This is a genomic window from Corynebacterium sp. LK14 (genome assembly GCF_008042215.1).
Lineage (GTDB): Bacteria > Actinomycetota > Actinomycetes > Mycobacteriales > Mycobacteriaceae > Corynebacterium > Corynebacterium striatum.
Map to the genome: position 1 here is coordinate 129,391 of NZ_NOVQ01000013.1, position 21,897 is coordinate 151,287.

Genomic DNA, 21,897 nt, shown 5'->3' on the forward strand with positions numbered 1-21,897 from the left:
CGCATCAGCCAACTAGTCCGGAAAAGGCTGGCAGTGCGGACACCACCAGATGATGCGCTCGAGCTCGCCTTCGTCACCCCCAGCATCCACGCCGCCCAGCGTGGACTTGGCAATCGGCGTTCCGCACCTGCGGCAACGCGCGTTATTGCGGCCGAAGACGTAGGTAGTCTCACCCGCTCGGCGCACGCCCGTGGTCACGCGCACCGGCGAATGGCGGTTAGACCACATGATGCGCCGCGAGACGTTGAGGATGCGGGGGACGTCGACAAGCGCGACAGGTGTAGCCGGGTGCACGCCCGCAATGAAGCATGCCTCAGCGCGGTACTCGTTACCGATGCCCGCGACATTGCGCTGATCAAGCAGCGCCGCACCAATAGTGCGCTCGGGGCGAGCCAAAATACGACGAGCTGCTTCCTTCGAGCCGCCGACCTCCCAATCCTCGCGCAGGATGTCCGGCCCCAGGTGCGCGATGCGCTCGTTGTAAAAGTCCGCCGGATAAGCCTCCACCACCCCGAGCCAATGCCCCACCATCTCGATGTCGCGGGGCTGATTCGCCAGCTGCAGCACCACCCGAGCACTGTGGCCGGGTTTGCGCCAGCGGTCCCCCTTGTAGTGAATGGCCCACTGGCCCTCCATCTTGAGATGCGTATGCAGGATAAGGCTCTCCGCTTCCGAGCGAGCGAACTGCATGAACAGGTGCTTGCCATAAGGCCACACGCGTTGCACGGTGCTGCCCTCTAGATGCACCGTGGCATAACGCGGCACACGCAGCTGCGCCCCGGTCACTTCGCGGCCGGTCATAAACTGTAGCTTGTCGGACAGCTGCAGCACTGAATCACCCTCTGGCATGGGCTCTATTTTAAGCGCTTAGATGTGCGCCTCCGGATTGCGCAGCGCGGCGTCGAATACGGTTCCCGCGGTCACGCGCGGTGGAATGCACATACCGTTGCGGTTGTCGCGCAGGCGCTGCCCACCCACCGGCGTATCGACGGTGACCACGAGGGTGTCGAAGCCCTGCCCGCCGCGCTAAGCCCCCCCACCGAACGTGCGGGCTTTGGCGCTAGCGGCGATAGCCCCGCGGCCGGAAACCGCCCGGCGCGCCGTTGGGCGGGTCGAAGGGTGGCTCGTCGTCGAAGCTTAGGTCGCCATGGTCGCCCAGCTCATCAAGCGCTTCGGACACGGTGCGCCCGCGACGTGGTTCCAGCGGCTTCTGCCATGGATCGCTGCGGTTGTCCTCGATGCGGCGCGAGGTTCGCGGTGCCGCGGCCTTGCCGGAGACGCGAATGCCGCGGGGCGTGATTCCCGCGCCCACCGAGCGCAGCGTATTCGCCAGCGGGGTCTCGAAGATGGCCGCGCCGTTAGCCTTCTCAACGACGAGCGGGCTCAGCCGGCCTGCAGCGATGAGTTCCGTCAGCGCAGATATAAGCGTGGCCAGCACCTCAGTGTGGTCGATTCCCTCAGGCAGAGCATCGAGGAACGTGGTCAGCGTCTTGCCGCCACGGGTCAGGTGCGCCACGCATAGGCCGTCCATCAGAACCACGAGAGCACCGGCGCTGCGCGTTGGCCCATTCCCGCCGCCGGAGCCATCGCGTTCCGGCCACGGCAACGCCGCACCATAGGGGTTAGCCGGGTCCGTGGCAGCCAGAACGAAGCAATCCACGTCCACCATGGAGCGCGCGCCCGAGGGCCAGCCGGTGACGTCGGGCGTGTCGGCCAATCCGCGCAGGCGGTCAATTACCGCCGGGGTGGAAAACTGCGCAGCGCCGAGCCCCTCAATGACGTAACCGCGCATGGCCTTGCCGGACTCTTCAAAACCGGAGAGCACCTTGTACGCCAGCGCGAAACCACCGAGTACGTCCTCAGCCACGACCGAACCGCGAGTGAGCACGCCGTAACGGTCGAGCCATGCCTCGCCGTGCGCGACCGATCTGCTCGTCGCATCCACACCGTGTCCAGAAACCGACGCTGCCCAGCGCCCGGCCACGTCCGGAGCCGCACTTGCGCCGCCGAGTCCCTGCGACTGGGCAAAAGACGTGCGGCCCATGCGCAGGCGGGAACGGGTGGGGCGTCGCTTAGCGCGGTGTGCAGTAGCCCCTGACCGCGAGCCCGCCGTGGCCACGTGCGTGCGAATCGGCGCAAAGGAATCCGGGCTGACCAGGCCCATCTCCACCAGCGACCACAACGCTTCGCGCAGCTCATCCGCGGTGCCGGGCACCTGAGAGAGAATGTCACCGAACAGGAAGCTACCGCCGCGCTGCAGGACCTCCAGCGTTGCAGACTGCAGCATGCTGAGCCCCAGCTCCTCTGGTTCGAGCTGCGGAGCCAGCTGCGCCGCGTAGTCGGCAGGCAGCAGCATGATCCACGGGTCATTCGCACCAGCCTTACCTGCACCGACGATGAGCACCTCTCCGTTTGCGGTGAGCTCATCGAGCATCGTCGGCGAATAGTCCCCCACTCGCGCGGGCAAGATGAGCGACTCCCACGCCGAGGCCGGCAAACGCACGCCCGCGAGCTGCTCAATCACGCTAAAGACTCCATCAGCACCGCGCAGGACTGGGCGCTTGCCCACGGGGGCCACCTGCTGCCAGTCCGGCAAGAAGCGGCCAAAGGTCGCCGCACTGACAGGTTCCGTCGCGGCGCGCGCGGCAGCCAGGGAACGGGAGCGAATCGTACGCAGCACCTCAGCCGCGCAATACTCTGCTTCCTCGATGCCTTGACGGTAGCGGCCTTCTACGATGGTGTCGATGGACTGCAACGCTGTGTGCGCAGTCGATGCTGACAGGCCGAAAGCATCCTGCAGATCCCGCAGCACGAATGGGCCGCGGGTGCGTGCCCAACGCGAGACAAGCTGCTGCAGGGCATCTGTGATGGTGGCTTGCTGCGCTGGGACGCGGGGCGGGACGGGGACGCCGAGGGCGTCGCGAAGCAGCGGGGCGTCGAGTGGCTGCGCGAAGTGCTCGCGGCCGCCAATGCGTACCCGCATCACGCGCGCACCCAAGGATTCGATGGCGCTGAGCGGGACATTCGTGTGCTCGGCCATCTCCTCGACAGGAATGGGGCCAAGCAACCGCAGCTGGTCCGCGACCTCCTCCGTGGTGCGGGCGCGGCGGTCCTCGGCTGTACGCTGCAGCTGTGCGTGGACCTGAGCGATGATTTCTGGGTCGAGTAGCTCCCGCAGCTCCACCGTTCCCAGCAGCTTTGACAGCAAAGCTGGGTCGAGGGCTAGGGCAGCCGCGCGCTTTTCTGCCAGCGGGGAATCGCCCTCGTACATAAACGCGCCGGTGTAATTAAACAGCAGCGTGGAGGCAAAAGGCGAAGGCTGCTCCGTAGTGACCTCAGCAATGCGGATGCGTCGGTGTCCCAACTCCCGCATGGTCTCTGTCAGCGCGGGAAGATCGTAGACGTCTTGCAGACACTCGCGGACTGTCTCCAGGATGATGGGGAACGAGGGATACTTGCGGGCGACGTCGAGAAGCTGCTCCGCACGCTGGCGCTGCTGCCACAAGGGGGCGCGCTTGCCGGGGTTGCGCCGCGGCAACAGAAGCGCACGCGCGGCACACTCGCGGAAGCGCGAAGCAAAGAGCGCGGAACCGCCCACCTGCTCCGTCACGATGTCGGTGATCTCATCTGCGTCAAAGACGAACAACGAGCCATCCGGCTCCTTCTCCCCTTCGGGAAGGCGCAGGACGATGCCGTCATCGCCGGCCACCGCCTGTGGGTCCATGCCGGTCAGCTCCGCCACGCGCTGCCCCACGGCCAGCGCCCACGCGGCATTAACGCCGCGGCCAAACGGGCTGTGCAGGACCACGCGCCAGTCCCCTAGTTCGTCCTTGAATCGCTCGAGCACCAGCGTCTTTTCATCCGGGATGATGCCTGTGGCCTCGTATTGTTCTTGGAGGTAGGCCGCGATATTTCGCGCGGCGTTCTCATCGGCGTCCTGCACGACGGACGGGTCCTGGTGGACTTCGCGGCGGTACGCACCCAGTGCTTGGCCCAGTTCATACGGGCGCCCGGCTTGATCGCCATTCCAGAAGGGCAAGCGCCCGGTGTGCCCCGGTGCGGGAGTCACGATGACTTGGTCGCGGGTGATCTCCTCGATGCGCCAGCTCGTGGCGCCCAGAGTAAAGATGTCTCCCACGCGGGACTCGTAGACCATCTCCTCGTCGAGCTCACCCACGCGGCGCGGGCCGGTGTTCTCCCCACCCGCTGACAGGAAGACACCGAACATGCCGCGGTCAGGGATGGTTCCACCGTTGGTCACGGCCACTCGCTGCGCGCCTGGGCGCGGGCTCAGCATCCCCGTGATGCGGTCATAGACCACGCGGGGTTTGAGCTCAGAAAAGTCAGCCGAGGGATAAACCCCAGAGACCAAGTCGATGACCGAGTCGAAGACCTCCCGGGCCAGGTCACGATAAGGCCAGGCGCGGCGTACCATGGAGTACCAGGTATCAGCATCAAGGCCGCCCACGCTGTCGGCTTCCCCGAAGCCCTCAGCACCCGGCTGCACACCGCGCACAGTCACCGGCGCAACCTCGGCAGCAGCCACCGCCGCCACCGTCTGCTGCGCCAAAACGTCCAGAGGATTACGCGGCGAATGCATCTCCTCAATGAGGCCTTCGCGCATGCGGGAGACCGTCAGCGTCGATTGGACCAGGTCCGCCCGGTGCTTGGGATAGAAGGAGCCCTGCGAAACCGCACCGACGGAGTGCCCGGCGCGGCCCACGCGCTGCAGGCCAGAAGCCACTGAAGGAGGTGATTCTACTTGCACCACCAGCTCCACCGCGCCCATGTCGATACCGAGCTCCAACGAGCTCGTGGCCACCACAGCACGCAGGGAGCCTTCCTTGAGCATCGTCTCCGTAAGCAGGCGCTCGTCCTTGGACACCGATCCATGGTGTGCACGGGCGATAACGGCAGGCGCTGTGCCGGCGACGTCGACCTGCTTCATCAGCTGCGCCGGGTCCCGGCGCGTGGCCGGCGACAAGCTTTCCGGATCGTGCTCCTGCGCGTAGAGCTCGTTGAGCCGGGAGGTAAGACGCTCGGCAGTGCGCCGCGAATTCACAAAGACGAGGGTCGAGCGATGCTCCATGATTTCGGAGTAGAGGTCCTCCTCGATGAAGGGCCAGATGGACTTGGCCGTGGGCAAGGCGGAGTCCGAAGCCTGCAGGCGAGCCCCGTCGAAGGTGCCGGTGATACCCAGCGGATCGTCAACGGTCATCTCCCCAATGGTGGAACCTTGCTCCGGCGTCGGTAGGTCAGACATGTCCTCCACGGGCACATGGACATCGAGTTGCCAGCGCTTTAGCGCTGGTGGGGCCACAATGTCCACGGGGCGATCCCCACCCAAGAAGTTAGAGACCGCCGAAAGCGGACGCACCGTAGCCGAAAGTCCGATGCGCTGGAACTCGCCAGCCACCGCGGCCAGACGTTCCAGAGTCAACGCCAAGTGGACGCCGCGCTTGGTTCCGGCAAGCGCATGGATCTCGTCGATGAGGACCGTATCCACGCTGGCCAGGATGCCCGCCGCCTTGGAGGTGAGCATGAGGTAGGCCGATTCCGGCGTGGTGATGAGGATGTCCGGGGGTTTTCGGATCTGCCGTGCGCGTTCGGCCGAAGGCGTATCCCCGGAGCGCACGCCCACGGTGATGTCCGGCACGTCGAGCCCCAAGCGCTCTGCCGTGCGCGCGATGCCATTGAGCGGCGCGCGCAGGTTGTTCTCCACGTCCACGCCGAGCGCCTTCAGCGGGGAGATATACAGCACCTTCACGCCCTGCGCCCCGCCCCGTACTGCCGGGCCCACGGGCAAGGCGGTTTGCCCTTCCTTTTCCACCAAGGAATTTAGTGCCCACAGAAAGGCCGCCAAGGTTTTACCAGAACCAGTCGGGGCTACCACGAGCGCGTGCGCGCCTTGGGAAATCTTGTCCCAGGCTTGTTCCTGAACAGGCGTGGGCGCTGCGAAAACATCCTCAAACCACTGCCCTACTTGCGGGCGGAAACGGCCAAGAATATTTTTTGACATGCCCTACTTTAACGCGCGCGGTAATCTGGCATACATGACCGTCGAGATTTCAGATTCCCGCCTTACCAATTCATTAGCCAACGGCTGTGGTGAGATCCTCAAGGGCGTGCGCAATGGTGGCCTGTTGCGCGGGCTTGCGCTTGGCGACGCCGGCGATGAAGCCGCCCAAGAATGGATCACCCGCGTCATCGCCCAGCACCGTCCGGCTGATGGCGTCCTCTCCGAAGAAGCGGCTGATGACCTCAGCCGTTTGAAGAAGGACCGCGTGTGGATCGTTGACCCACTCGACGGCACCAAGGAGTTCGCCACCGGCCGCCAGGACTGGGCCGTGCACATTGCGCTCGTCATCAACGGCATTCCGGAGCACGCCGCCGTGGCGATGCCGGACTTGGGCGTTACCTTCCGTTCGTCCGACGCCCGCGCGGTGACCGGCCCGCTGGCCAAGAAGTTCGTGGTCTCCCGTAACCGTCCGCCGCAGGTGGCCTCCCACATCGCTGAGAAGATGGGCTTTGAGACCGTCGGCATCGGCTCCGCTGGTGCGAAGGCCATGCACGTCCTTCTTGGCGACTTCGATGGCTACATTCACTCTGGTGGCCAGTACGAGTGGGACCAGGCTGCACCAGTAGGCGTGGCGATGGCAGCAGGCCTGCACTGCTCCCGCCTGGACGGCTCTCCGATCCGCTTCAACAACGAGGACACCTTCATCCCCGACCTTCTCATCTGCCGCCCTGAGCTGGCCGATGAGATCTTGGAGCACGCTAATGCCTACGCGGAGGCAAACGGCAGCTTCTAGCCTGCCAGCAGAAGTTAAAAACTTCGCGCGAGAGTAGCTACACTCGACACCATGATCCAGACCCCATATGAGGACCTCCTCCGCAAAGTTTTGGAAGAAGGCACAGAAAAAGGTGACCGTACTGGCACCGGCACGCGCTCTATTTTCGGAGCGCAGCTGCGCTATAACCTGGCCGAGTCATTCCCGCTGCTGACTACCAAGAAGGTCTACTTCCACGGTGTTATCGGCGAGCTGCTGTGGTTCCTCAAGGGCGACTCCAACGTGAAGTGGCTGCAGGACAACAACGTCCGTATCTGGAATGAGTGGGCTGACGCCGATGGCGAGCTGGGCCCTGTCTACGGCGTCCAGTGGCGCTCGTGGCCTACCCCGGATGGCACGCATGTTGACCAGATCCAGCAGGCTCTGGACACACTGCAGAATAGTCCGGATTCTCGTCGCAACTTGGTCTCCGCCTGGAACGTGGCAGAACTAGACAAGATGGCGCTTATGCCCTGCCACCTGCTATTCCAGCTTTACGTGGCAGACGGCAAGCTCTCCCTGCAGGTCTATCAGCGTTCGGCGGACATGTTCCTAGGCGTGCCTTTCAACTTGGCTTCCTATGCCGCGTTGGCCCACATGTTTGCCCAACAGGCTGGTCTGGAGGTCGGCGAGCTCATCTGGACTGGCGGCGACTGCCACATCTACAACGACCACATTGAGCAGGTCAAGGAGCAGCTCTCCCGCGAGCCACGCCCCTACCCGCAGCTCAAGCTGCACAAGGCTGACTCATTGTTCGACTACACCTTCGACGATTTCGAGGTCGTAGGCTACGATCCCCACCCCACCATCAAAGCGCAGGTTTCCGTCTAATGCTGGGGGCTATTTGGGCGCAGTCCTTGGACGGCGTCATCGGCGATGGCGTGGCGATGCCGTGGCATGTTCCGGAGGATCTCAAGCACTTCAAAGAGGTCACCATCGGCTCGCCGGTGGTGATGGGCCGGCGCACGTGGGAGTCGCTGAACCCGAAGTTCCGCCCGTTGCCGGGCCGCGATAACTACGTTTTGTCCCGCAAGGCACCTGGCGCTTGGTCCGCTGGCGCCCAGGTCACCGCTAACATTTCACAACTTACGCACACGCTTGACGACGCCTGGTTCATCGGCGGCGGGCAGATCTATTCCTCCACTATCGATGATGTGGACATCATTGAGATAACCCTCATGGGAGTCAACATTGGGAATATTTACGGCGACGCCGCCGTTTATGCTCCTGAAGTGCCTGATTCTTTTGGATTGTCGGCAAGCACCGACTGGCTGACATCTGAGAAGGGCCACTTGACAATTCCGGGCCAACCGCCGAGCGAGTTGCCTATGAAGTACCGATTCTTAACCTACGAGCGAAAGGACGCCGCTTAAATGACCTTGGCAGCACCTGAGACTACCGAGCACGTCACCATCTTCTACGCCGACTGGTGCCCATTCTGCGCCAAGCTGCTCAAGGGCTTGAACCGCACTGAGACGCCTTATGCGCTTGTCGACGCCGAGGCCGAAGGCACCGAGGATATCAACGAGTGGATCAAGTCGGTTAACGACGGCAACCGCATCGTGCCCACGGTCCTCTACTCTGACGGCACCTACGAGACCAACCCGCCTGCTTCCGCAGTACGCGCCAAGCTCGCGGAGCTCGACGGCTCCACCAAGTAGAAGCCAGCTAGTCGCTATCGGCGAGCGACCACGGATTAGTCGTCGTCCTCGCCGAAAAGCTCAACCATGTCCGCTGGTGACAACGTGCCACCCATCCCGGAGATTTCCTTCGAGTAGATGGTGTTGAGGTACTCGTCCAACGCTGCTTTAAGCTTCTGTGCATCATACTTGTTGAGCAGCAGCAAGCGCTTGGAGGCCCCACCCGGGACGGTCTTCTCGATGGCAAGTGTTTCCACCCCGTCTTTGCTAATGGTCTCAGCGAATACCTCGCGTCGCTGCACGTCAGTGAAGTGGACGATATTGTCATGCTGATTTCCCATGGCTAACAAGTTATCCGATTTACCGCCAACTCGTGCAGTACTGGTAACCTAATTTCGTTGCGTTAAGCACCCCCGCCCCAGTAGCTCAGGGGATAGAGCACGGCTCTCCTAAAGCCGGTGTCGGAGGTTCGAATCCTCTCTGGGGCACAATGTGAAGTCTCGAGACATCGTTCCTACGGTGTCTCGAGTTTTTCGTTTTGCTACTTAGCCCCCCGGCTGATCTGCGTAACTGACGAGGAAGCCGCGTCCAGAGCAGAACCGGTGGACTTCGTTGGCAGTTGTGCACGTTTCAGCTTCTGCCGCCGGCCCTCGGTGCGATGCGCAGGGCCTTGCGTCGTGTTTGTGGTCGGTGCCGGTTCCGCGGCGTCCTGCTTTGCCCGCTGGATCTACGTAACTGACGAGGAAGCCGCGTCCAGAGCGTGTCTGATGGTTTGTGTGTGGGAGGATAGAATCAAATTTTTATGGAGGTTCGAGCATGGGACCCTTTACGGGAGCATCGAAAACTCATCTGTAGACTACTGAACCAGTGATAAATACATTTCTTCAGCAAGGACTATGCCGTTACAAACCTCCGCCGGCCCATCTCCCGAATCTGAGTACATTGATGCAGATCAGCTTGCAGCCGAGTGGAACCCAGACGGGTTTCCGCTGGTTGATTTGAATGACCCGGTTTCCCTAGAGGGCATTCCAGAAACTGTGCTTCTTCAGCTGCAACAAGAACAAGCTAATCGAGATTCATCCACTCCCCTGGAAAAGCAATGATACTAGTAGCCGTTCCCGCCTTGGCGGCAGGACTCATTTGGGGCCTAATTACAGGAATTATTTTCACCATAATAAACCACCGTCGCTACTTTAGAGGAAATGAAAAGACTCTGGACTCCAAAGTGAAGCTTGGCGCTTTTAGTTTATTCTGTTCCATTGTTTTCTTTATATGGATTAGGCCGGGAGGGTTTGAAAACTACCTGTTAAGCGCAGCGCTTGTATCCCTCACTTTCGGCGTGGGAACATTCATTTCAGCAAAAACTATAATGTCAATATGGGGCCCGGAAAAATTTCCACGACCAGGCACTGATAAACCCTCCACTTGAGCAAATTAAAAATAAGAAGGACTCTTCCCGAACCCAGTTGATAAATTCAGCATATGATTAGCCAAATTGGCGAGCTTCTCGAAGAGGCACAGAGGTCTGGCTTAGCTACAAGCGAATTAGGGCTATGTACACAATCACGCTTTTCGAAACCAGTCTGCTGAGTTGGCTTGAACAACATAGCTTTTCAGCCGCTGAAAAATCGGTCAAATGAGGGGCCGATTTTTGAACTAACACCTCAAACAGGCGAAATTGCCAGTCCACTCTCACTAAGTATCGCCACCGGCCTTAACCAACAGCCGATGCATGCAGACGGAGCTCATCTGCGGACCACACCAGACTTTGTGCAGCTACTTGCCACGACGCTTCGACGCTTGAGGCAGTGCGCTGCCGGCGGCCCTCTTCGCAGCCGCACTATAACTCTTGCCGCGCAGCACCTTACTGGACGCCTTCGCTGTAGACCTGCTGGTCTGCTTGGGGTTGCGAGCCGCTCTCCCCTCCCTCCCTAACAGGCGGATGATTCCCAGGACGAGGCAGCTAGCGACCCAGCTTGTGCAACTTGATCGTAGCGGTCCAGATCTTGACGGTGGTGGTGGCCTTGACGGTCACTGACCCCTTGCGGACCGTGTGCACCTAGCATCGAATGGTTGCCATTCCCTCTCCTTTCGAGTCAATCAGCCCGAGGGGAGAGATACTCCGCTACTACATCAGACGATGCATGGATTCTGACAGCTCTCAGGACTTGCAGGCGGGTCACCTCGCCGCAACGAGGCGCCCCTCTTTCATGCCTAGCCCCATCTTGCGGAAACAGAATATCTAAGATAATATACTTCACACGATGGGTGATGAGCACTAGACGAGTAGAGAAGAATGAGTCACGTCAGATGGGCGCGGCGCTAGCGAACTGGACGAGGTGGACTTGGTGCGCATCCTCTTCGAGGACGACGAACTTCAACGAATGGCCGAGGATGCCTCCTACATCCCCAAACGATGGGGTTCGGACATCATTAAGGCATATCGCAAGAAAATCCAGATCCTGAAGGGAGCCGTGGACGAACGTGACCTGCGGGCCATGCGGTCGTTACATCTGGAACAACTGAAAGGCGACCGAGCCGGGTCCTCTTCAATCCGCCTGAACAAGCAGTTTCGGCTCATCCTCAAATTCACAACCAACAGCGATGGCCGCGTGGTCATCGTTATTGAAATGGTGGATTACCACTGAGAGAAGGTGAACTCATGAATACTCCAATTGCGGCGGAGCTATTCCCAGCCGGAGAGATCCTCGCTGACGAGCTAGACGCACGCGGCTGGACCCAAGCCGACTTTGCCGAGGTGCTCGGACGTCCAGCACAGTTTGTCTCGGAGATTATTTCCGGAAAGAAGGAGATCACGCGCGAATCCGCAGCCCAGATCGGCGCCGCCCTGGGCACCTCCGCAGAATTCTGGCTTAACCTCCAGGACTCCTATCTGCTATGGAAGCAGTCCCAGGACGACCGGATACAGGACAACCTCAGCGCCGTGAAAACCCGCGCCCAATTACGAGAGCTGGCCCCCGTCCCCCTGCTCGTCAAGCGGGGATACATCACAGCCACCGACGTGCAGAGTCAGGCATACGAGGTGCTGAATTTATTTGGCAAAAGATCCTTTGAAGATCCCTCGGGAATAAGCTTCGCCGCCCGCCGCAGTAACCACGAGAAAAATGTCACCGTTCTACAGGAAGCGTGGGCGGCTTGCGTCAGGGCAACTGCCAGCGCCCTCGACGCTGCCCCCTACTCCCGTAAGGCACTAGAAGACCTCGCCCGGACGCTGTCGAGTAGAGCGCGTGACCCGCAGGCGTTTGCTGAGTTCCAGACTCTGTTCGCCGAGGTGGGGGTGAGACTTGTTTATGTGGAGGCTTTTCCGGGAGGAAAACTCGACGGCTGCGCCATGCTGGTCGACGGGCACCCCGTGATTGGCATATCAGGACGAGGGAATCGGCTCGATAAGATACTATTTACCATCCTGCATGAAACAGCCCATATATTATTGGGTCACCTTGTCGATAATGGCGAGGTCATCCTCGATGACCTATCAGATGACAGTGCCAATAATGAAGCCGAGGCAGACCAGCTGGCCAGCGAACTCGCAATCTCTAGCCCTTTACCGGCAGTTCCTGATCGTGTGCACTCATCTTGGATTAAAGAACAAGCCAGCAACCTAGGGGTTCATCCCATCACTCTGATTGGAAGGCTTCAAAAAAAGGGTGACCTGTCGTGGAAAACTACTCTCGTACGCAACGCTCCCACCGTCATCGCTCAGCTTGAAAGCTGGAAATCACCCATCCCATCTTAACTGGGAATATTAGCTTCGTTCATCATCAGCAAAATGAAGTGTCCTAGGTTTTGAACCTAGGCATGTGCCTTGTTTTCCCATCTACTCAAACGGAACAAAACCTGGGGCACTTCACTTCAGATTGTTTGCTCGCGGCCAATGTCAATGCCCTGGCGGCGCTCCCATCGCTTGGAACCGCCACGCTCCTGAAAATGCTCCCCTATCGACAAAACGCTCAGACTTGTTAGGAGCCGTCTGAGCATTCCCGAGCTAGCGGACAACCGCAAAGAGCATTCGGGTTACCCACCTTGACCTGCACTAATATGGGCTAAGATTGCGCATATGACTAACGCAGCAAACAACCAAGAATCAAAGATTATTCGCACCTACGGCGTCGATGTCACCCGCATCGGCCCCACCCATTACCGCGCCACCAATGAGGAAGGGGCAAGCCTGGACTTCGGTCGCGGCGAGGGGCTGTTGACCCCGGTCGAACTCCTTCTTGCCGCCGTGGCAGGCTGCTCCGCCGTCGACGTCGACGTGGTCACATCCCGGCGCGCCGAACCTGAGGCGTTTGACGTACACGTCGAGGCAACGCGCGTCGACGAGGGCGGTGCCGCACGGCTTAGCGACGTCGAGGTCGGCTTCACCCTTCGCTTCCCCGACACACCCGAAGGCCGCCAAGCGCAGTCGATGGTGGACAACCTAATTCGCATCTCCCATGAAAAGGACTGCACGGTATCCCGCACGGTTGAGCACCCGACGAATGTTAGGTTTCTCAATCAGTCCTAATCAGGTCACGCCTTGATTCCACGCCAAATCCTTAAACCCCTACCCGAACGGCTTCTCGTCGTTTCAGTCGCGGACGACCTCAAGCGGTATTGCTTAATCCTAGATCTCTAATCTGCTGTGCGCTGCGGATCTGCATGCATCCATGCACGAGACACGCCACATACTACGGTACATTTGTTAACTAAAGTGATAAAAGTTAATTAGCTTGCGTAATCTCGCGCTCAACTTCGCTCTCGCTTTCAAAGTTCATGTACAAGGAGTAAGTCACCGTGTCTGCAACCTTCAACCGCCGTTCCCTGTTTAAGGCAGGCGCTGTGGTCCTTACCGCGGGCGTCGTCAGTGCCCAAGCCCCCTCCGCGCTCGCGTTGGGCCCGGTTCTCGGCACCATCATCGACTTCGCCGTGGGTGTTCCTTCCCCACAGGCAATCAAGAACGCCGGCCACCTGGGCGCCATTCGTTACGTGTCCCAGCGCCGCCCTGGCACTGAGACCTGGATGACCGGCAAGCCTGTGACATTGAAGGAAACCAAGGCCAACGCCGCCCTTGGCTTGGCCACGGCCTCCATCTATCAGTTCGGCCGCGCAGAAACCGCCGACTGGAAGCAAGGCGCTGCGGGCGCTGCTGTGCACGCACCGCAGGCAATCGCCATCCACAAAGCTGCGGGCGGCCCAACCAACCGCCCGATCTACATCGCCATCGATGACAACCCCACCCGCGCGCAGTACGACCAGCAGATCAAGCCCTACCTGCAGGCTTTCTCCAAGCTGCTTTCCGCGGCGGGCTACCAGACCGGCGTTTACGGAAACTACAACACCATCGAGTGGTGCGTGCAGGACCGCATCGGCTCCTTCTACTGGATGCACGATTGGGGTTCAGGTGGAAAGATCCACCCACGCACCACCATCCACCAGCTGCCGGGCTCCGCGCAGCGCGTGGTAGATGGCGTGACCGTGGATATCAACCACGTCTACGCACGCGACTGGGGTCAGTGGACGCCCGGCCAGGCAGCGCCAGCACCGGCTGCGCCATCCAAGCCAGGAACTGCTACCCCGGCACCCGCGCCGTCGATTCCGGCAGGCTCCTCAGACGCACTAGGTGCGTTGAGCTCCCAGGTGGAGTCGATGGCCCCGGGCGTTACGATGCCGCGCGTTGACGCCAACGGCATCCGCATTGGAGGCTCGTCCGTATCCCAAGAACAGGTCAAGGGAGCCGTTGACCTGATTTCTACTTTGCAGAACGCGATGAAGTAGAAGTCTTCGAGGTTGACGACGTCGCTTTAGCCCGTGCCGATGGCGCGGGCTTTTTCTCATCATCTCCACTTTGCTTTGCAGAGGTTTCCTTCTTCGATTCGGAAGGCTCCTGCTTAGCGCTCGAGGACTTCTCCGCTTTGTCAGAGTCCTTCTTCGCGGTGGAGGTCACGGTAATCGTCGTCTTCGATGCCGTGGTCGTCTCTACTTCTTCCCCACTCAGGGACTTATGGAAACGGGTGGTGCCCTCGCGAAGGTTTTCCGCGGTGACCTCAGACTTCACAAACTTGGTGAGATCATCGGCGCTGCCGGTGACAGAGGCCGCCACCACGAAGTTCCTGCCGAAGGAAACTGAGGAGTGCAGAGTCTTATCATTCGACCAGCCCCACTTTGTTCCCACCACGTTCTGCAGCTTGGCGGTGCCGTAGTCTTGCTCGTAACCGTCCTCCGAGACGGGATCGGCGTGGGCCATCGCCACAAGAACAGGGTGCGTAGGGTCGTCTTCCATCAGCTGCACAACAAAGCGCACGACGTCATAGGTCGACGTCACCGAGGTACCCCACTTATCCCCGGCCTTGGTGTTCAAAAGGCCGTATTCCTTGGCAATGGCATCAATGGACTTCGGGTACTTGTTAAAGAGGTCTTCCGCGCTGGTATCGGAAGAGTTCGCAATCATGTCCAGGGCTTCGTACTTGTCATTGAAAGAGCCCTCTTCCAACACATAGGTAGCGATGTAGAGCTTGATGAGGCTGAGCGCAGGACGCGGCTCATGCTCGTTCTTGGTGGCCATCCGCATGCCGTCCCCCACGCGGTAGTAGCTCAGTTGCTGGTGGTCTTCGCCACCTAGGAATTGGCTCACCGAATCAGGCTGCCCATTCAGGTCCGCGTCACCCTTCTCGTGCTCGGTGGCACGTGCTGCAGCAGCGCTTGACGACGCCCCCTTCTCCTGCGCTGCGCGCTCATCTGCGGGTGTGCAGGCGACGAGCAGCGAGCCGGAGACTGAAAACGCGGCGAGGGCGGCCCCGAACCTCATCGGAGCCGCCTTCGTTTCTAGAAAAGAACTAAGCACGGTCTAGATAGTACTGCAGTGCCTTGTGTGCTTTAGTGGTCGACTGGTGCCTCAACGCCAACGCCGGTCAGGGAGCGAACTTCCATCTCAGCGGAGAGCTCTTCGAAGTTGTCCGGCGGGGTCATCAGGGAGACAATCCAGCCAGCCAGGAAGGACAGCGGGATGGAGACGATGCCTGGCGAGGACAGCGGGAACAGTGCCCAGTCTGCGTTCGGGAACATCGAGGTCTCGGTACCGGATACTGCCGGGGAGAAGAAGATGAGGAGCAAGCAGGAGATAACACCGGTGTACATGGAGGCCACAGCACCTGCGGTGTTGAAGCGGCGCCAGTACAGGGAGTACAGGATGGTCGGCAAGTTTGCAGACGCAGCCACTGCGAAGGCAAGGGAGACCAGGAAGGCGACGTTCTGAGTCATTGCGAGGATGCCCAGGATGATAGACACGATGCCGAGGACCACGACGGTGATCTGGGAGACGCGAACCTGCTCAGCCTCGGTGGACTCGCCGTTGCGGATGACGGAGTGGTAGACGTCGTGTGCGATGGACGCGGAAGCGGTGATGGCGAGACCTGCAACGACGGCCAGAACGGTAGCGAAGGCCACTGCGGAGATGACTGCCATGAATACAGAGCCACCCAGCTCCAGCGCTAGCAGCGGTGCCGCGGCGTTCGCGCCGCCCGGTGCGGCGAGGATGCGGTCCGGACCAACCAGTGCAGCAGCGCCGTAGCCCAGGATGAGGGTCATCAGGTAGAAAGCACCGATGATGACGATGGCCCAGGTAACGGAACGACGAGCCTCAGTTGCGGTAGGCACGGTGTAGAAGCGCATCAGAACGTGTGGCAGGCCGCCAACACCGAGGACCAGAGCGATACCCAGGGAGATGAAGTCAAGCTTGGTGGTGAGGGACTTGCCATACTTCAGGCCTGGCTCCATGATCTGGGAGGCCTCGTAGCCCTTCTCCTTGATGTAGTCGGAGCCAGCGTGCATGTCGATAGCGTCAGAGAACAGGGTGCTGAAGCCGCCCTTGATGGCGAAGAAGGTCATGGCGCACATTGCCACGACGCCGGTAACCAGCAGGACAGCCTTGATCATCTGGACGTAGGTGGTGCCCTTCATACCGCCGACGAGAACGTAGACGATCATGAGGATGCCGACGATGCCGACGACGACTGCCTGCCAGGTGAAGTCATGGATGTCCAACAGAACGGAAACCAGGGAGCCTGCACCGGCCATCTGAGCGATGAGGTAGAACAGAGAAACAAACAGCGTGGAGATAGCCGCAGCCACGCGAACTGGGCGCTGCTTCAGGCGGAAGGACAAAACGTCCGCCATGGTGAAGCGGCCAACGTTACGCATTGGCTCGGCCACGAGCATCAGCGCGACCAGCCAGGCCACGAAGAAGCCTACGGAGTAGAGGAATCCGTCGTAACCGGTCAGCGCCACCGCGCCGACGATGCCGAGGAAGGAAGCCGCGGAGAGGTAGTCACCGGAGATTGCCAGACCGTTCTGGCGCCCGGAGAAGGAACCACCGCCGGTGTAGAAGTCAGAGGCTTCCTTAGTGGACTTGCCCGCTCGCAGAACCACCCACATGGTGATAACGAGGAAGGCGCCGAACACAGCGATGTTGAGTACCGGGTTGCCGGCAGCCGAGTCTGCAGTTTCTGCAGCGAGGTTGTAAGTCAGCATCTTTAGCCCTCCAATGCTTCACGGATAGCGGCCGAACGCGGCTCGATGCTCTTGTTTGCGTATTTAACGTAAATCCAGGTAATCGCGAAGGTGGTCACAAACTGGGCGATACCGAAGACGAGTCCTACGTTCCAGCCGCCGCCGAGCTCGGTGCCCATAAAGCCTGGGGCGAAGACTGCAGCGAGGACGTAGACGACGTACCACACGAAAAAGGCGATGGTCATCGGGAAGGTGAAGTTGCGGTAAGCTCCGCGCAACTCTTTAAACTGCGCACTGTCGCGCATCTCGATGAACTCCTGCGCCGTCGGTTCGCGACGGGTAGGAATCGAGGCAGGTGAGTTACTCATGGCGCTCTCCTTGTGGGTTGTCCTATTTCACAAAATGTCATTCACGAGCGTGACCCTGCCCTCGCGAAACCACCCAGGGTTGAAGAGAATCCTTGAATGGATGCGGTGGCATTCATCACGTTTCGTCTGAAAAGTAAGTTACCCAACTCACATTGCAAGGTTGTAAATCTTGCCAAGAAAATTTGAATTCGCAAGACTTAGCCACCCCCTTTAAGCGCCCTTACCTGCAGAGTTAACAATTAGCGAAGTACCCCCAAAATCGAAAGAACTGCACATTGTAAATTTTGTGAATCAAGGTGTGGCAAAGATCGCAGTCCCATAAAAGCAAAAGTGGCAGCGCGAGGCGCTACCACCTCACACTGCCACTGCAGGTCTATCGTGCGCTTTAGCCAGGGAACTCGCGTGGGTCCTTGTACAAGCGTCCGCTACCGTCTCCCCCGGCCTCAAGGCCATCGAGGACAGCAATATCATCACGGCTAAGTTCGAGCTCCGCAGCAGCGAGGTTTTCAACCAAACGCTCGCGCTTACGCGACTTAGGGATAACGGAGATTCCCTTGGCCAGCAGGTAGGCAATGGCGACCTGACCTGCCGTTGCCTCATGCTTCGCGGCAACAGCCTTAACGTCAGGGTTGTTGATTACCTCTCCCCTAGCAAGCGGCGACCAAGCCTCGGTGACAATGTCATGTTCGTTGTGGAACTCACGCAGTTCCGGCTGCGTGAAGCCTGGGTGCAGCTCCACCTGGTTGAGGACTGGCACGATGCCAGTCCGGGCGATGAGTTCCTGCAGGGTCTCTTCGTAGAAGTTCGCAACACCAATGGATGCGATCTGCCCCATGCCCTGCAAACGAGCCATCTCTTCGAAGGTCTCTACGTACAGCCCACCTTGCGGCCATGGCCAATGAATAAGGTAGAGGTCCAGGTAATCCAGCTGCAGCTTCTTGAGGGATTCACTGAAGGCCGCATCAACTTTGTTGGCACCGTGGCTATCGTGCCAGACCTTGGAGGTGATGAAGAGCTCGTCGCGCGTGACGTCGCCGGCCCGCATGGCGTCGTTAAGCGCCTGCCCCAGCTCAGCTTCGTTCCCATAGAGGGTCGCGGTGTCAAAGTGACGGTAGCCGAGGTCAATTGCCTCGCGTACGGCGTTGATGCACTCATCGCCGGTCATCTTGTAGGTTCCGAGACCCAGCTGCGGCATCTCGCGGTCATCATTAAAAGAGATAAATGGGACACTCATGTCTCCATTGTGCACGAGATTCCCCCACAATGGGCCAAGAAGGCTTAGGCGATCAGGAAACCCCGCCAGCTATCACCTTGCGATGATGACAGACGGGGTAAAAGAGAACTGTCTTAGGCGCGAATCAGGTCAATAACGAAGACCAAGGTGCGACCAGCGAGTGGGTGCGCACCGCCGGCTGGGCCATAAGCCTTCTCCGGCGGAATGATGAGCTTGCGGCGACCGCCGACCTTCATGCCGGGGATACCTTCCTGCCAGCCGGCGATGAGACCGGTCAGCGGGAACTCGATGGACTGGCCGCGGCCCCAGGAAGAGTCGAACTCCTGGTTATCCTCGTACGAGACGCCCACGTAGTGAACCTCTACGAAGCCACCCGGCTGTGCCTCTGCGCCATCGCCAACGACGATGTCCTCGATAACCAGCTCAGTCGGGGCCGGCTCAGTATGAGCCTCAATTACGGGCTTATCCATTGGGGAAAATCCTCCTTGGGAAACGTTTGTTTTATAGGTTCGACACCCAACCTTCTTCCCGCCTCACGGTGAGAATTGGGTTAGTCAGAACGACAAAAGCCGAACCACAGTGTTCCCAGTATACGGGTTCAACTGCAATTCGGCTTCATTTGTGCACCCTAGGACGTTTTACGGGCCTCGTCGTCTAGCTCAAGCTAGACAACACAAGCCCCCAATCGCACTACTAGCGTGCAGAAAGTGGAGTGCTTATGCACGTTCCGCGCGCGGGCTGACCTTGCGCAAGGTCTCACCGGTGTAGATCTGACGCGGACGGTTGATCTTGGTGTTGAATTCCAGCTGCTCACGGTACTGTGCAATCCAGCCTGGGAGACGGCCGATTGCGAACAGAACGGTGAAGAAGTCGGTTGGGAAGCCCATCGCACGGTAGATAAGACCGGTGTAGAAGTCGACGTTCGGGTACAGCTTGCGGGACACGAAGTAATCGTCCTCGAGAGCGATCTTCTCGAGGTCCATTGCCAGATCCAGCATTGGGTCGCCACCGAGGTGCTCGAGAATCTCGTGTGCAGTCTCCTTGACGATGGCCGCGCGTGGGTCGTAGTTCTTGTACACGCGGTGGCCGAAGCCCATCAGGCGAACGCCCTTTTCCTTGTTCTTCACGCGGTTCATGAAGTCAGTTGCGTCACCACCGTTGTTCTTCTGGATATCATCCAGCATCTCCAGAACGGCCTGGTTTGCACCACCATGCAGAGGGCCGGACAGAGCGTTGATGCCACCAGCAATAGCAACGAAGAGGTTTGCCTGAGCAGAACCAATCATGCGGACGGTGGAAGTGGAGCAGTTCTGCTCGTGGTCAGCGTGCAGGATAAGCAGCTTATCGAGGGCCTTGGAGACAACTGGGTCAACCTCGTACTCCTCAGTTGGGTAACCAAACATCATGCGCAGGAAGTTCTCGCGAGCGTTCAGCTTGTTATCCGGGTACATGTAAGGCTTACCCTGCGATGCACGGTATGCGTATGCAGCCAGCATTGGCACCTTTGCCAAGAGGCGAACGGTAGCCTTATCGAGCTGCCCCTCATCCAGCGGATCGAGCTGGTCCTGGTAGTAGGTGGAAAGAATGTTAACCGAGGAAGCCAGAACGGCCATCGGGTGCGCGTTACGCGGGAAGATGTTGAACTGTGCCTTAAAGTCCTCATCCAGCAAGGTGTGGTGACGGATCTCGCTATTAAACTCGGCCAGCTGCTCCTGGTTTGGCAGCTCACCCTTGATCAAGAGGTAAGAGACCTCGTTGAAGGTGGCGTTGTTTGCCAGGTCAGCGATGTCATAACCGCGGTGGCGAAGAATGCCCTCCTCACCATTAATGAAGGTGATCTTGGACTCGGTGGAACCGGTGGCTGCGTAGCCCGGGTCAAAGGTAACGAGACCCGTCTCATTGCGAAGCTTGCCAATATCAAAACCAGAGTCGCCTTCGGTGGACTGCTTAATGTCCATCTCGTACTCGCCACCTGGGTAGTGGAGAACAACCTTGTTGTCTTCAGAAGCCACTTGTTGATCCTTTCTCAACATTTAACGCCGGATTCATGCCGGCAAGAACCTTTAAATCTCTTCACACTTTATCAAAAGTTGTGACGCTGCCAACATCAGGTATTTTCAACTTCCACCAATAGACCAATCGAAATTGGGCTACACTATCCCGCATGACCAACACAGAACTCGTCCTGCCTGCAGATCTACTCCCCTCCGACGGCCGTTTTGGATGCGGACCGTCCAAGGTTCGCCCCGCCCAAATTGAGGCAATTTCCAATGCCGCGGAGACCATTATCGGCACTTCTCACCGCCAGCCCGCCGTTAAAAATGTGGTCGGTTCCATCCGCGAGGGCTTGAGCAATTTCTACTCTTTGCCTGACGGTTACGAGATCATTTTATCCCTCGGTGGCGCCACTGCTTTTTGGGACGCAGCAACATTTGGTCTAATCGAGAAGAAGTCCGCCCACCTGACTTATGGCGAGTTCTCTTCAAAGTTTGCCAAGGCAAGTTCCAAAGCCCCATGGCTCGATGAGCCCATCATTAACGATTACCCGGCTGGCACCGCCCCAGATCCTCGTGAGGCCAACTCTGAAGGCGCCGACGTTTTCGCTTGGGCTCACAACGAGACTTCTACCGGCGCCATGGTCAACGTCGTGCGCCCCAATCCGGACAACGCCGATCAGCTGGTCGTCATCGACGCCACCTCCGGCGCAGGCGGCCTGCCAGTGAACATGGCCGATGCTGACGTCTACTACTTCTCCCCTCAGAAATGCTTCGCTTCGGACGGCGGCATCTGGCTCGCTGCAGTCTCCCCTGCCGCACTGGAGCGTATCGAGAAGATCAACGCCTCCGATCGTTTCATCCCGGCCTTCCTCAACCTGCAGACCGCCGTGGATAACTCCCGCAAGAACCAGACCTACAACACCCCGGCAGTCTCTACCTTGCTGATGCTGGAGAACCAGGTTCAGTGGATGAACGAGCAGGGCGGCTTGGACGCGATGGTTGCCCGCACCACGCAATCCTCGAGCATCCTCTACAACTGGGCCGAAGGCCGCAGCGAAGCAACCCCATTCGTTGCTGATCCTGCAGGTCGCTCGCTGGTAGTTGGCACCATCGACTTCGATGATTCGGTCGATGCAGCAGCCGTGGCAAAGACGCTGCGTGCGAATGGAATCTTGGACGTTGAACCGTACCGCAAGTTGGGTCGCAACCAGCTGCGCATCGGAATGTTCCCGGCGATCGACCCGGCGGACGTCGCCAAGCTCACTCAGGCCATCGACTACGTGCTGGACAACCGCTAAATACAGCCTGCACTAGAGCCAA

19 protein-coding genes, 1 tRNA gene and 1 pseudogene are annotated in these 21,897 nt (G+C 59.5%); 11 read left to right on the forward strand and 10 right to left on the reverse strand.

Features of this window, described 5'->3' with window-relative positions; all coding sequences use genetic code 11:
* Positions 1 to 12: 12 nt before the first annotated feature.
* The 3 genes and pseudogenes from CHU71_RS09175 to CHU71_RS09185 all read right to left on the reverse strand — a co-directional run bounded on the left by CHU71_RS09175 (position 13) and on the right by CHU71_RS09185 (position 6,019).
* Positions 13 to 849 (reverse strand): DNA-formamidopyrimidine glycosylase family protein, encoded by an 837-nt coding sequence (locus CHU71_RS09175; RefSeq protein ID WP_147760868.1) that lies wholly within the window; start codon positions 847 to 849, stop codon positions 13 to 15.
* A 48-nt stretch (positions 850 to 897) separates the two neighbouring features.
* Positions 898 to 1,014 (reverse strand): annotated as a pseudogene (locus CHU71_RS09180) (alpha-hydroxy-acid oxidizing protein); the annotation flags it as partial.
* 46 nt (positions 1,015 to 1,060) lie between these two features.
* Entirely contained in the window at positions 1,061 to 6,019 is a 4,959-nt protein-coding gene (locus CHU71_RS09185; RefSeq protein WP_147760869.1) for a DEAD/DEAH box helicase, read from the reverse strand.
* A gap of 34 nt (positions 6,020 to 6,053) precedes the next feature.
* Between CHU71_RS09185 and CHU71_RS09190 the strand changes: the two genes are divergently transcribed.
* The 4 genes from CHU71_RS09190 to CHU71_RS09205 are packed head-to-tail and all read left to right on the forward strand — an operon-like array spanning position 6,054 to position 8,491.
* Positions 6,054 to 6,812: a 3'(2'),5'-bisphosphate nucleotidase CysQ gene (locus CHU71_RS09190; RefSeq protein ID WP_034657244.1), complete on the forward strand. Its 759-nt coding sequence runs from the start codon at positions 6,054 to 6,056 to the stop codon at positions 6,810 to 6,812.
* 51 nt (positions 6,813 to 6,863) lie between these two features.
* The gene (locus tag CHU71_RS09195; RefSeq protein WP_147760870.1) at positions 6,864 to 7,661 is read left to right on the forward strand and encodes a thymidylate synthase; all 798 of its coding nucleotides are present in this window, start codon (positions 6,864 to 6,866) and stop codon (positions 7,659 to 7,661) included.
* Entirely contained in the window at positions 7,661 to 8,203 is a 543-nt protein-coding gene (locus CHU71_RS09200; protein ID WP_005530249.1) for a dihydrofolate reductase, read from the forward strand. Before CHU71_RS09195 ends, CHU71_RS09200 begins: the two co-directional genes overlap by 1 nt.
* Entirely contained in the window at positions 8,204 to 8,491 is a 288-nt protein-coding gene (locus tag CHU71_RS09205; RefSeq protein ID WP_147760871.1) for a glutaredoxin domain-containing protein, read from the forward strand.
* Between the two features lie 35 nt (positions 8,492 to 8,526).
* On the opposite strand, the gene CHU71_RS09210 is transcribed toward CHU71_RS09205, so the two are convergent.
* Positions 8,527 to 8,811 carry a hypothetical protein gene (locus CHU71_RS09210; RefSeq protein WP_147760872.1) on the reverse strand — a complete coding sequence of 95 codons (285 nt, stop codon included), beginning with the start codon at positions 8,809 to 8,811 and terminating at the stop codon, positions 8,527 to 8,529.
* 74 nt (positions 8,812 to 8,885) lie between these two features.
* Here CHU71_RS09210 and CHU71_RS09215 point away from each other — a divergent pair.
* The 6 genes from CHU71_RS09215 (at position 8,886) to CHU71_RS09240 (ending at position 14,248) form a co-directional block, all read left to right on the forward strand.
* Positions 8,886 to 8,958: transfer RNA gene (locus CHU71_RS09215), tRNA-Arg, on the forward strand.
* A gap of 408 nt (positions 8,959 to 9,366) precedes the next feature.
* Positions 9,367 to 9,573, forward strand: a complete 207-nt coding sequence (locus CHU71_RS09220) for a hypothetical protein (RefSeq protein ID WP_147760873.1) — start codon at positions 9,367 to 9,369, stop codon at positions 9,571 to 9,573.
* A gap of 1,245 nt (positions 9,574 to 10,818) precedes the next feature.
* On the forward strand, positions 10,819 to 11,118 hold the full coding sequence (locus CHU71_RS09225; protein ID WP_236593764.1) for a type II toxin-antitoxin system RelE/ParE family toxin: 300 nt from the start codon (positions 10,819 to 10,821) through the stop codon (positions 11,116 to 11,118).
* A 14-nt stretch (positions 11,119 to 11,132) separates the two neighbouring features.
* Positions 11,133 to 12,227 carry a HigA family addiction module antitoxin gene (locus CHU71_RS09230; protein WP_147760874.1) on the forward strand — a complete coding sequence of 365 codons (1,095 nt, stop codon included), beginning with the start codon at positions 11,133 to 11,135 and terminating at the stop codon, positions 12,225 to 12,227.
* Positions 12,228 to 12,548: 321 nt separating this feature from the next.
* A complete protein-coding gene (locus CHU71_RS09235; RefSeq protein ID WP_046645057.1) occupies positions 12,549 to 12,998 on the forward strand; it encodes an OsmC family protein in 450 nt (149 codons plus the stop codon).
* A 269-nt stretch (positions 12,999 to 13,267) separates the two neighbouring features.
* On the forward strand, positions 13,268 to 14,248 hold the full coding sequence (locus CHU71_RS09240) for a DUF1906 domain-containing protein (RefSeq protein ID WP_046645058.1): 981 nt from the start codon (positions 13,268 to 13,270) through the stop codon (positions 14,246 to 14,248).
* On the opposite strand, the gene CHU71_RS09245 is transcribed toward CHU71_RS09240, so the two are convergent.
* From CHU71_RS09245 to CHU71_RS09270, 6 genes are all read right to left on the reverse strand, one after another.
* Positions 14,223 to 15,314, reverse strand: a complete 1,092-nt coding sequence (locus CHU71_RS09245) for a hypothetical protein (RefSeq protein ID WP_309221922.1) — start codon at positions 15,312 to 15,314, stop codon at positions 14,223 to 14,225. The two genes, CHU71_RS09240 and CHU71_RS09245, sit on opposite strands and share 26 nt — an antisense overlap.
* Positions 15,315 to 15,346: 32 nt before the next feature.
* Positions 15,347 to 16,999, reverse strand: a complete 1,653-nt coding sequence (locus CHU71_RS09250; protein ID WP_005530262.1) for a cation acetate symporter — start codon at positions 16,997 to 16,999, stop codon at positions 15,347 to 15,349.
* Positions 17,000 to 17,001: 2 nt separating this feature from the next.
* Positions 17,002 to 17,346 (reverse strand): DUF485 domain-containing protein, encoded by a 345-nt coding sequence (locus CHU71_RS09255; RefSeq protein ID WP_147760875.1) that lies wholly within the window; start codon positions 17,344 to 17,346, stop codon positions 17,002 to 17,004.
* Between the two features lie 385 nt (positions 17,347 to 17,731).
* Positions 17,732 to 18,580 (reverse strand): aldo/keto reductase, encoded by an 849-nt coding sequence (locus CHU71_RS09260; protein WP_147760876.1) that lies wholly within the window; start codon positions 18,578 to 18,580, stop codon positions 17,732 to 17,734.
* Positions 18,581 to 18,693: 113 nt separating this feature from the next.
* Positions 18,694 to 19,050, reverse strand: a complete 357-nt coding sequence (locus CHU71_RS09265; protein WP_005530265.1) for an FKBP-type peptidyl-prolyl cis-trans isomerase — start codon at positions 19,048 to 19,050, stop codon at positions 18,694 to 18,696.
* A 246-nt stretch (positions 19,051 to 19,296) separates the two neighbouring features.
* Positions 19,297 to 20,592 (reverse strand): citrate synthase, encoded by a 1,296-nt coding sequence (locus CHU71_RS09270; RefSeq protein WP_147760877.1) that lies wholly within the window; start codon positions 20,590 to 20,592, stop codon positions 19,297 to 19,299.
* A gap of 152 nt (positions 20,593 to 20,744) precedes the next feature.
* On the opposite strand from CHU71_RS09270, the gene serC reads away from it, so the two are divergent.
* On the forward strand, positions 20,745 to 21,875 hold the full coding sequence (gene serC, locus CHU71_RS09275; RefSeq protein ID WP_147760878.1) for a phosphoserine transaminase: 1,131 nt from the start codon (positions 20,745 to 20,747) through the stop codon (positions 21,873 to 21,875).
* The last annotated feature ends 22 nt before the right edge of the window (positions 21,876 to 21,897 follow it).

What these genes read in the sequence shown, in the direction of transcription:
- CHU71_RS09190 (WP_034657244.1), top strand. Translation starts at nt 6,054, where the DNA reads ATGACCGTCGAGATTTCAGATTCCCGCCTTACCAATTCATTAGCCAAC.
- CHU71_RS09195 (WP_147760870.1), top strand. Translation starts at nt 6,864, where the DNA reads ATGATCCAGACCCCATATGAGGACCTCCTCCGCAAAGTTTTGGAAGAA.
- CHU71_RS09255 (WP_147760875.1), bottom strand. Translation starts at nt 17,346, where the DNA reads ATGAGTAACTCACCTGCCTCGATTCCTACCCGTCGCGAACCGACGGCG.
- CHU71_RS09265 (WP_005530265.1), bottom strand. Translation starts at nt 19,050, where the DNA reads ATGGATAAGCCCGTAATTGAGGCTCATACTGAGCCGGCCCCGACTGAG.
- CHU71_RS09260 (WP_147760876.1), bottom strand. Translation starts at nt 18,580, where the DNA reads ATGAGTGTCCCATTTATCTCTTTTAATGATGACCGCGAGATGCCGCAG.
- CHU71_RS09220 (WP_147760873.1), top strand. Translation starts at nt 9,367, where the DNA reads ATGCCGTTACAAACCTCCGCCGGCCCATCTCCCGAATCTGAGTACATT.
- CHU71_RS09235 (WP_046645057.1), top strand. Translation starts at nt 12,549, where the DNA reads ATGACTAACGCAGCAAACAACCAAGAATCAAAGATTATTCGCACCTAC.
- CHU71_RS09230 (WP_147760874.1), top strand. Translation starts at nt 11,133, where the DNA reads ATGAATACTCCAATTGCGGCGGAGCTATTCCCAGCCGGAGAGATCCTC.
- serC (WP_147760878.1), top strand. Translation starts at nt 20,745, where the DNA reads ATGACCAACACAGAACTCGTCCTGCCTGCAGATCTACTCCCCTCCGAC.
- CHU71_RS09200 (WP_005530249.1), top strand. Translation starts at nt 7,661, where the DNA reads ATGCTGGGGGCTATTTGGGCGCAGTCCTTGGACGGCGTCATCGGCGAT.
- CHU71_RS09210 (WP_147760872.1), bottom strand. Translation starts at nt 8,811, where the DNA reads ATGGGAAATCAGCATGACAATATCGTCCACTTCACTGACGTGCAGCGA.
- CHU71_RS09185 (WP_147760869.1), bottom strand. Translation starts at nt 6,019, where the DNA reads ATGTCAAAAAATATTCTTGGCCGTTTCCGCCCGCAAGTAGGGCAGTGG.
- CHU71_RS09250 (WP_005530262.1), bottom strand. Translation starts at nt 16,999, where the DNA reads ATGCTGACTTACAACCTCGCTGCAGAAACTGCAGACTCGGCTGCCGGC.
- CHU71_RS09205 (WP_147760871.1), top strand. Translation starts at nt 8,204, where the DNA reads ATGACCTTGGCAGCACCTGAGACTACCGAGCACGTCACCATCTTCTAC.
- CHU71_RS09175 (WP_147760868.1), bottom strand. Translation starts at nt 849, where the DNA reads ATGCCAGAGGGTGATTCAGTGCTGCAGCTGTCCGACAAGCTACAGTTT.